Here is a 9,533-nt window from a genome sequence, read left to right on the forward strand (position 1 = left end):
CCGCCACGGCTCGGTAGGATCGGGTCCCGTGAGCGAGAACCCCCTTGCCCCGCCGCGGCTGCGGTTCCCGACGGACCCCTCCGCGCTGACCGCGCGCATCTGGCCCGCCTCCGCGACCCGGACGGACGACGGCGAGCTCGCCGTGGGCGGGATCACCGCCTCCGACCTCGTCCGGCAGTTCGGCACGCCGCTCTACGTGGTCGACGAACGCGACGTCCAGTCCCGCGCCGTGCGGGTGCGCACGGCGTTCTCCGAGGCCTTCGGTCGCATCGGCACCCGGGCGCACGTGTACTACGCCGGCAAGGCCTTCCTGACGACGCAGGTCGCAGCGTGGATGGCCGAGGCGGGCCTGCGCGTCGACGTCTGCACCGGCGGCGAACTCGCGGTCGCCCTCGCCGGCGGGGTGGACCCCGGCATGCTCGGCTTCCACGGCAACGACAAGTCCGACGCCGAGATCGCCCGTGCGGTCGAGGTCGGCGTCGGGACGATCGTGCTCGACAGCCACGAGGAAGTGCAGCGCGTGGCACGGGCGGCCGCCGACGCCGGGATCGTCCAGCGCGTCCGCGTCCGCATCAACAGCGGCGTGCACGCTTCGACGCACGAGTACCTCGCGACCGCCCGCGAGGACCAGAAGTTCGGCATCCCGCTCACCGAGGCCGAGCAGGCGGCGGCCGAGGTGCGTGCCGAGCCGTCGCTCGCGTTCGTCGGGCTGCACTCGCACATCGGTTCGCAGATCTTCGACGAGGCCGGGTTCCGGGAGGCCGCCCGGCGTCTCATGGACGTCCACGCCGCCCTCGTCGCCACCGGTCCCGTGCCGGAGCTGAACCTCGGCGGCGGCTGGGGCATCGACTACACCGAGGCCGACTCGGCCTTCGCGCCGGAGGACGTCGCCGGGGCCCTCGCGACGATCGTGGCGGAGGCCTGCTCCGAGCGCGGCATCCCCGTCCCGGAGATCGCCGTCGAGCCCGGGCGCTACATCGTGGGCCCCGCCGGCATCACGCTGTACTCGGTCGGCACGATCAAGCCGGTGACGCTCGAGGCCGCGGACGCACACCCCGGTGACGAGCCCGTCGTCGCGACCGAGGACGACGCGGTCGCGGCGGACGAACCGACCGCCGACGTCGCCACCCGCACCTACGTCTCGGTCGACGGCGGCATGAGCGACAACGCCCGCCCCGCCCTGTACGGCGCCGACTACACGGCCCGGCTCGCCAGGTCGTCGGACGCCCCGGCGGTCCTCAGCCGGGTCGTCGGCAAGCACTGCGAGTCGGGCGACGTCGTCGTCCAGGACGAGTACCTGCCCGGGGACGTCCACCGCGGCGACCTCCTCGCCGTCGCTGCGACCGGTGCCTACTGCTGGAGCCTCGCGAGCAACTACAACCACGTCGGACGTCCGCCCGTCGTGGCGGTGGCCGACGGCGCAGCCCGTATCCTCGTCCGAGGCGAGTCGATCGACGACCTGCTCGCCCGTGACACCGGGGTCCTTCCCGCAGCCGGCTCCGGCCGTTGACCCCCGACCGACAGGAACCACCCCCAGATGATCGAATACCGCAACGTCCGCGTCGCCCTGCTCGGAGCCGGCTCGGTCGGTTCGCAGGTCGCGCGGCTCCTCCTCGAGCACGGTGACGAGCTCGCCTCGCGTGCGGGTGCCGGTCTCGAACTCGTCGGCATCGCGGTCCGCGACACCGGAGCGCCCCGGGACGTCGACCTGCCGAAGGAGCTCTTCACGACCGACGCCGAGTCGCTGATCCTCGGCGCCGACATCGTCGTGGAGCTCATCGGCGGCATCGAGCCCGCACGGACGCTCGTGCTCCAGGCACTGCAGTCCGGCGCCGACGTCGTCACCGGCAACAAGGCGCTGCTCGCCACCCACGGCCCGGAGCTCTTCGCCGCGGCCGAGCAGGTGGGCGCGCAGCTGTACTACGAGGCCGCGGTCGCCGGGGCGATCCCGATCATCCGGCCCCTGCACGACTCCCTCGCCGGTGACCGCATCGTCCGGATCATGGGCATCGTCAACGGCACCACGAACTTCATCCTCGACCTCATGGACCGCAAGGGAGCGACCTTCGAGGACGCGCTGGCGACGGCCACCGAGCTCGGGTACGCCGAGGCCGACCCCACCGCCGACGTCGAGGGCTACGACGCCGCGCAGAAGGCCGCGATCCTGGCCTCGCTCGCGTTCCACACCTCCGTGCCGCTCGTCGCCGTGCACCGCGAGGGCATCACCGCGATCACGATCGACCAGGTGCGTGCCGCCCGCAAGGCCGGCTACGTGGTGAAGATCCTCGCGACCGCCGAGCGCCTGACCGACGAGGACGGCCGCGAGGGCGTCTCCGCCCGGGTGTACCCGGCCCTCGTGCCGGAGTCGCACCCGCTCGCGAGCGTCCACGGCGCGAAGAACGCCGTGTTCGTCGAGGCCGAGGCCGCGGGCGACCTCATGTTCTACGGCGCGGGTGCCGGCGGCGTCGAGACGGCATCGGCCGTGCTCGGCGACCTCGTGTCCGCCGCGCGCCGGCACGTCATCGGCGGCCCCGGCGTCGCCGAGTCGACCCAGGCGGACCTGCCCGTGTTCCCGATCGGGACCGTGCGCACCCGCTACCAGATCACGCTGCACGTCGCGGACGCCCCCGGTGTCCTGTCGACCGTCGCCGGCGTGCTCGCCAAGCACGGCGTCAGCGTGGAGACGGTCGAACAGACCAGTGCGCTGCAGACGGACGCTCCCGGTGCCGACCGCACCGGTGCGACCGCGACGCTCGTCATCGGCACCCACCTGGCGCGCGAGTCCGACCTCGCCGACACCGTGGTGGCGCTCCGGAACGAGGACGTCGTCGCCGAGATCACCAGCGTGCTGCGGGTCGCCGGCGCCTGAGCCGCGACCTGGCGAGCACCACGCCCACGAACACCACACCGAACAAAAAGGGGAGCCTGATGGCCCACCAGTGGCAGGGAGTCCTGCGCGAGTACGCCGACCGTCTCGACGTGACCGAGGCGACGCCCGTCGTCACCCTCGGCGAGGGCGGCACCCCGCTCATCCCGGCACGTCGTCTCTCCGAGCGCACCGGCGCGGACGTCTACGTCAAGTTCGAGGGCATGAACCCGACCGGCTCCTTCAAGGACCGCGGCATGACGATGGCGATCTCGAAGGCCGTCGAGCACGGCGCGAAGGCCGTCATCTGCGCCTCGACGGGCAACACGAGCGCGTCCGCCGCCGCGTACGCCACGCACGCGGGCATCACCGCCGCGGTGCTCGTGCCCGAGGGCAAGATCGCCATGGGCAAGCTGAGCCAGGCCATCGCCCACGACGGCCAGCTGCTGCAGGTGCAGGGCAACTTCGACGACTGCCTCGACATCGCGCGCGACCTCGCGGCGAACTACCCGGTGCACCTGGTCAACTCGGTCAACAACGACCGCATCGAGGGGCAGAAGACCGCGGCGTTCGAGGTCGTGGACGTGCTCGGCGACGCGCCGGACTTCCACTTCCTGCCCGTCGGCAACGCCGGCAACTACACCGCGTACTCGCGCGGCTACCGCGAGGACGTCGCCGCCGGCCGGTCGTCGAAGCTCCCGCGCATGTTCGGGTTCCAGGCCGCCGGGTCCGCCCCGATCGTCCGCGGTGAGGTCGTCGCGAAGCCGGAGACCATCGCGTCGGCGATCCGCATCGGCAACCCGGCCTCGTGGCAGTACGCCCTCGAGGCGCGCGACGAGACCGACGGCTACTTCGGTGCGATCTCCGACGAGGCCATCCTCGCGGCGCACCACATCCTCTCCGCCGAGGTCGGCGTGTTCGTCGAGCCGGCGTCGGCCATCGGCGTCGCGGGGCTGCTCGAGCGAGCGGACGCCGGCGTGGTCGGCAAGGGCGCGAAGGTCGTCATCACGGTGACCGGCCACGGCCTGAAGGACCCGCAGTGGGCCCTCCGCACCGAGGACGGCGGCGAGGTGCAGCCCACCGTCGTGCCGGTGGACACCAAGTCCGTCGCGGACGTGCTCGGACTGGTCGGCGCGGAGTGAGCGTGCTCCGCTCGTCCGGACCGGGGGAGGGCGCGACCGCCCAGCACGCTGTACCGGCCGGACGGGCGGTGCGGGTGCGGGTGCCGGCCACCTCGGCGAACCTCGGCCCGGGCTTCGACTCGCTCGGGCTCGCGCTCTCCCTCTACGACGAGGTGACCGTCCGGGTCCGTCCCGGAGCCGGGGCGACGGTCACCGTCGAGGGCGTCGGTGCCGGCGAGGTCGCCACCGACGACACGAACCTCGTCGTGCAGGCGATCCGACGTGGGCTCGCGTACGCGGGCGTCGCCGAGCAGCCCGGACTCGAGCTGCACGCCGTCAACGCCATCCCGCACGGGCGCGGCATGGGCTCGTCCGCCGCCGCGATCGTCGCCGGGCTGATGGCCGCGCGAGGGCTCCTCGAGGGGATCGTCGACCTCGACGCGTCGACGCTCCTGACCCTCGCCACCGAGATGGAGGGCCACCCGGACAACGTCGCCCCGGCGCTGTTCGGCGGGCTGACGATCGCGTGGATGACGGCGGAGGGGCCGGCGTACAAGCGGCTCCTGGTGCACCGAGGTGTCTCGCCGGTGGTGTTCGTACCGACGTCGACGCTGTCGACGAAGCTCGCGCGGTCCCTGCAGCCCGCGAGCGTCCCGCACGCGGACGCCGCCTTCAACGTGTCCCGCTCGGCGCTGCTCGTCGCGGCACTCATCCAGAGCCCGGAGCTGCTGCTCGCGGCGACCGAGGACCGGCTCCACCAGGCCTACCGGGCGAGTGCCATGCCGGAGACCGACGCCCTCATCGGACTCCTGCGGCAGCACGGGCTCGCCGCGGTCGTCTCCGGCGCCGGCCCCAGCCTGCTCGTCCTCGGCAGCGACCCGGCACAGCGCCTCACCGCGGCGGACCTGGTGTCGCGACACGCACAGTCCGACTGGCGGCCGCTCATGCTGGCGGTGGACCTGGGTGGTGCTACAGTGGCAGCGCACTCGGCGCTCCAAGCCGATCCCGCATAGGCAGCAGGAACGATCCTCGCCGGTGCAGGGTCAGGTGCGCGGGGGCATTCTCTTCCTGATCACCCGTACTCGGTCCGTCGTCTGAACGACGGTGCGTGCATCCCTGTGCATCCGGGTTGGTGGAAACTCTCCGCGTTCTGCGGTTCGAAAGGAAACACCCACCTTGACGAACGTCAACGACTCCACCCCGGTGGAGATCCCCAGCGACCTGCGCGCCCTCCGACTCCCGGAGCTGCAGCGGATCGCCTCCTCGCTCGGCATCACCGGGCTCTCCAAGCTCCGCAAGGGCGACCTCATCGCCACGATCGAGGACAAGCGTCCCGCGACGGCCGACGCCCCGGCGACCGAGCAGCCGACGCTGCCGGAGCCGGTCGCCGAGCAGCCGGTCGCCGCGCAGTCGACCCCTGCGCAGTCCACCTCCGAGCAGCCGGCGCCGTCGGCGCCCGAGCAGCCCGCTGCGGAGACGCAGCCGACCGCCACCGGCGCCGAGGCGACCGAGCAGCCGGCCGGCGGCCGTGCGCGCCGCTCGCGCCGCGCCTCCTCGGGCGGCACCGTCAACGCCGCGCCGACCTCGGCTGCGGACCACCAGAACCACGGCCACACCGGGACCGAGGACCTGCTCGCGGGTCTCGACCAGGTGCGCGCCGAGAAGGACGCGCAGGAAGCGGCGCAGGCCGCGGGCCAGCGCCGCGGGCGCGGGCAGCAGAACGGCCAGCAGGCCGCGCAGCAGCAGGACGGCCAGGAGGCACCGGCCGACTCCGCCGTGCAGCCCGCCGAGCAGGGCGCCGACTCCGGCGACGCCGGTGACCAGGGCGAGGGCGGCTCGCGTCGTGGGCGCCGCAGCCGTGGCCGTGGCCGTGGTCGCGGTCAGAACGGCGACGCCGCCCAGAACGGCGACCAGAACGGTCAGCAGAAGCAGGACGACCAGCCGAAGCAGGACGACCAGAAGCAGAACGGTCAGCCGAAGCAGGACGACCAGAAGCAGAACGGTCAGCAGAAGCAGGGTCAGCAGAACGGCCAGCAGAAGCAGAACGGCCAGAACCAGAACGGCCAGAACCAGAACGGCCCGCAGCAGGACCTCCAGCAGGACGGTGAGGGCCGGAGCCGTCGCCAGCGCGACCGCAAGCGTGGACGTGGCGGTCAGCAGGACGACCTCGAGCCCGAGGTCACCGAGGACGACGTCCTCATCCCGATCGCGGGCATCCTCGACGTCCTCGACAACTACGCCTTCGTGCGGACGACCGGCTACCTGCCCGGCCCGAGCGACGTCTACGTCTCGCTCGGCCAGGTGAAGAAGTACCACCTCCGCAAGGGCGACGCCGTCGTCGGTTCGATCAAGCAGCCCCAGGGCGGCGAGCAGCAGAGCCGGCAGAAGTACAACGCGCTCGTCAAGGTCGACACCGTGAACGGCCAGACCGCCGAGGAGGCAGCGGCCCGCAAGGACTTCTCCGACCTCACGCCGCTGTACCCGAACGAGCGCCTGCGCCTCGAGACCGAGCCCCAGAAGCTGTCGACGCGGATCATCGACCTCGTGTCGCCGATCGGCAAGGGCCAGCGCGGCCTCATCGTGTCGCCGCCGAAGGCCGGCAAGACGGTCGTGCTGCAGGCCATCGCCAACGCGATCGCCAAGAACAACCCCGAGGCGCACCTCATGGTCGTCCTCGTGGACGAGCGGCCCGAAGAGGTCACCGACATGCAGCGCTCGGTGAAGGGCGAGGTCATCGCCTCGACCTTCGACCGCCCGGCGGAGGACCACACCACGGTCGCCGAGCTGGCCATCGAGCGTGCGAAGCGCCTCGTGGAGCTCGGTCACGACGTCGTCGTGCTGCTCGACTCGATCACGCGCCTCGGTCGCGCCTACAACCTGGCGACGCCGGCATCGGGCCGTGTGCTCTCGGGTGGCGTCGACTCGGCCGCGCTGTACCCGCCGAAGCGCTTCTTCGGTGCCGCGCGCAACATCGAGGACGGCGGCTCGCTGACGATCCTCGCGACGGCGCTTGTCGAGACCGGCTCCAAGATGGACGAGGTCATCTTCGAGGAGTTCAAGGGCACGGGCAACATGGAGCTCCGCCTCAACCGCCACCTGGCGGACAAGCGGATCTTCCCGGCCGTCGACGTCAACGCGTCCGGTACCCGTCGCGAGGAGCAGCTGCTCTCCGCCGACGAGGTCACGATCACGTGGCGCCTGCGTCGTGCCCTCGCCGGGCTCGACCCGCAGCAGGCGCTGGAGATCGTGCTGCGGAACCTCAAGGAGACGCAGTCGAACGTCGAGTTCCTGGTCCAGGTGCAGAAGTCGGTCCCCACGACCGGCGGACACCACAACGGCCACCAGGAGTAACCGGTGTTCGAGTCGGTGGCAGGGCTGCTGGCGGAACACGAGGACCTGACGCAGCAGCTGTCGGACCCCGCGCTCCACGCCGATCCGGTCCGTGCGAAGAAGGTGAACCGGCGGTACGCCGAGCTCAACCAGATCAAGTCCGCGTACGAGTCCTGGAAGGCGGCGGGGGACGACCTCGCCGCCGCCCAGGAACTCGCCCGCGAGGACGAGGCGTTCGCAGACGAGGTCCCGGCGCTCGAGGAGCAGCTGACGGAGCGCCAGGAGCGTCTCCGCCGGCTGCTCATCCCGCGGGACCCCGACGACGGGCGCGACGTGATCATGGAGATCAAGGGCGGCGAGGGCGGCGAGGAGTCGGCGTTGTTCGCGGCCGACCTCCTGCGCATGTACTCGCACTACGCCGAGTCCAAGGGCTGGAAGATCGAGATGCTCGAGCGCACCGAGTCCGACCTCGGCGGCTACAAGGACGTCCAGGTCGCGATCAAGTCGAACGCGACCGACCCGTCTCAGGGTGTCTGGGCACACCTGAAGTACGAGGGCGGCGTGCACCGCGTGCAGCGCGTGCCGGCGACCGAGTCGCAGGGGCGCATCCACACCTCGACGACCGGCGTCCTCGTCTTCCCCGAGGTCGACGAGCCGGAAGAGGTGCAGATCAACCAGAACGACCTCAAGATCGACGTGTACCGGTCCTCGGGCCCCGGCGGGCAGTCCGTGAACACGACGGACTCCGCGGTCCGCATCACCCACCTGCCCACGGGCATCACGGTGGCGATGCAGAACGAGAAGTCGCAGCTGCAGAACCGCGAGGCCGGCATGCGCGTGCTCCGCGCCCGCATCCTCGCGAAGCAGCAGGAGGAGCTCGACGCCATCGCCTCGGATGCGCGCAAATCGCAGATCCGCGGCATGGACCGTTCGGAGCGCATCCGCACGTACAACTTCCCGGAGAACCGCATCGCGGACCACCGCACCGGGTACAAGGCGTACGACCTCGACCGGGTCATGAACGGCGCCCTCGAGCCCGTCATCGAGTCCGCGATCCGCGCCGACGAAGAGGCCCGGTTGGCCGCCATCGGCGACCAGGACGCGTGATCGACGGTCGGGAGGCACGGATCGCCGTGGGTGGGGACGGGACGTTCGCCGCGGATCGCCTCCTCGACGAGGCGGCCGCGGCGCTCGGGTCCGTCGGCGTCCCGACGCCGCGGGTCGACGCCGAGCTCCTGCTCGCCTGGGCGACGGACACGTCCCGCGGCGCAGTGCAGGCGCGCGCGCTGACGGGAGGCGCGATCGCCGGGGCGCACGTCGAACGCTTCCGGCAGGCCGTCGCCCGACGGCGGACCCGTGAGCCGCTGCAGCACATCACGGGGGAGGCGTACTTCCGTGCGCTGACCCTCGCGGTCGGTCCGGGCGTCTTCGTCCCGCGACCCGAGACCGAGGGCGTCGTGCAGTTCGGCATCGACGCGCTGCGGGGGACCGCGGTGCCGGCGCCGGTGGCCGTCGACCTGGGGTCCGGCAGCGGTGCGATCGCCATCGCGATGGACACCGAGGTACCGAACGCGGTGGTCTACGCGGTGGAACGGTCCCCGGCGGCCCTGCCCTGGACCCGGCGCAACGTCGAGGCCCACGGCGGCACGGTCCGGCTCGTCGAGGGCGACCTCGCCGACGCGCTGCCGGAGCTCGACGGGACGGTCTCCGTCGTCGTGTCGAACCCGCCCTACGTGCCCGACGACGCGGTGCCGGTCGACCCCGAGGTCCGTGACCACGACCCCGCGATGGCGCTGTACGGCGGACCGGACGGCCTCGACGCCGTGCGGGCCCTGGCCGAGACCGCGTGGCGGCTGCTCGTGCCCGGGGGAGTGCTCGTGGTCGAGCACGCCGAACCGCAGGGGGCGGGCGTGCGCGAGGTGCTCGCCGCCCGGGGCTTCCGGAGCCCGGAGACGCACGTCGACCTCACCGGACGCGACCGCACCACGACGGCCACCCGCTGACGCGACCACCGAGGCGCGCGTGCGCCGTGCCTCCCGGCCGGGCGTCCCTCGCGTGCCTGGCGGAGCCGGGCGTGACGCGCAGCCCCGGTCAGACGACGGCGGAGGCCTCGCGCTGCTGCGCGACGAACGCGCGGACCGCCTGCCGGAGGTCGGTGTGCTCCTCGACCAGGACCGCGTGGATGCCGACGCTGCGGGCGCCCTCGACGTTGACGG

The 9,533-nt window shown here is 72.3% G+C and carries 7 protein-coding genes; all 7 read left to right on the top strand.

Features of this window, described 5'->3' with window-relative positions:
- Positions 1–28 precede the first annotated feature (28 nt).
- The 7 genes from IEY20_RS00865 to prmC all read left to right on the top strand — a co-directional run bounded on the left by IEY20_RS00865 (position 29) and on the right by prmC (position 9,320).
- Positions 29–1,510: a diaminopimelate decarboxylase family protein gene (locus IEY20_RS00865; RefSeq protein WP_175329105.1), complete on the top strand. Its 1,482-nt coding sequence runs from the start codon at positions 29–31 to the stop codon at positions 1,508–1,510.
- 27 nt (positions 1,511–1,537) lie between these two features.
- Positions 1,538–2,869, top strand: a complete 1,332-nt coding sequence (locus IEY20_RS00870) for a homoserine dehydrogenase (protein ID WP_175329106.1) — start codon at positions 1,538–1,540, stop codon at positions 2,867–2,869.
- Between the two features lie 59 nt (positions 2,870–2,928).
- Positions 2,929–4,008 carry a threonine synthase gene (thrC, locus tag IEY20_RS00875; RefSeq protein ID WP_175329107.1) on the top strand — a complete coding sequence of 360 codons (1,080 nt, stop codon included), beginning with the start codon at positions 2,929–2,931 and terminating at the stop codon, positions 4,006–4,008.
- Positions 4,009–4,088: 80 nt separating this feature from the next.
- On the top strand, positions 4,089–5,000 hold the full coding sequence (gene thrB / locus IEY20_RS00880) for a homoserine kinase (protein ID WP_229727783.1): 912 nt from the start codon (positions 4,089–4,091) through the stop codon (positions 4,998–5,000).
- A 163-nt stretch (positions 5,001–5,163) separates the two neighbouring features.
- Positions 5,164–7,338: a transcription termination factor Rho gene (gene rho / locus IEY20_RS00885; RefSeq protein WP_175329109.1), complete on the top strand. Its 2,175-nt coding sequence runs from the start codon at positions 5,164–5,166 to the stop codon at positions 7,336–7,338.
- A gap of 3 nt (positions 7,339–7,341) precedes the next feature.
- Positions 7,342–8,424, top strand: a complete 1,083-nt coding sequence (prfA, locus tag IEY20_RS00890) for a peptide chain release factor 1 (protein WP_175329110.1) — start codon at positions 7,342–7,344, stop codon at positions 8,422–8,424.
- Between the two features lie 20 nt (positions 8,425–8,444).
- The gene (gene prmC, locus IEY20_RS00895) at positions 8,445–9,320 is read left to right on the top strand and encodes a peptide chain release factor N(5)-glutamine methyltransferase (protein ID WP_372379377.1); all 876 of its coding nucleotides are present in this window, start codon (positions 8,445–8,447) and stop codon (positions 9,318–9,320) included.
- Positions 9,321–9,533 lie beyond the last annotated feature (213 nt).

Source organism: Curtobacterium luteum (assembly GCF_014646995.1).
Lineage (GTDB): Bacteria > Actinomycetota > Actinomycetes > Actinomycetales > Microbacteriaceae > Curtobacterium > Curtobacterium luteum.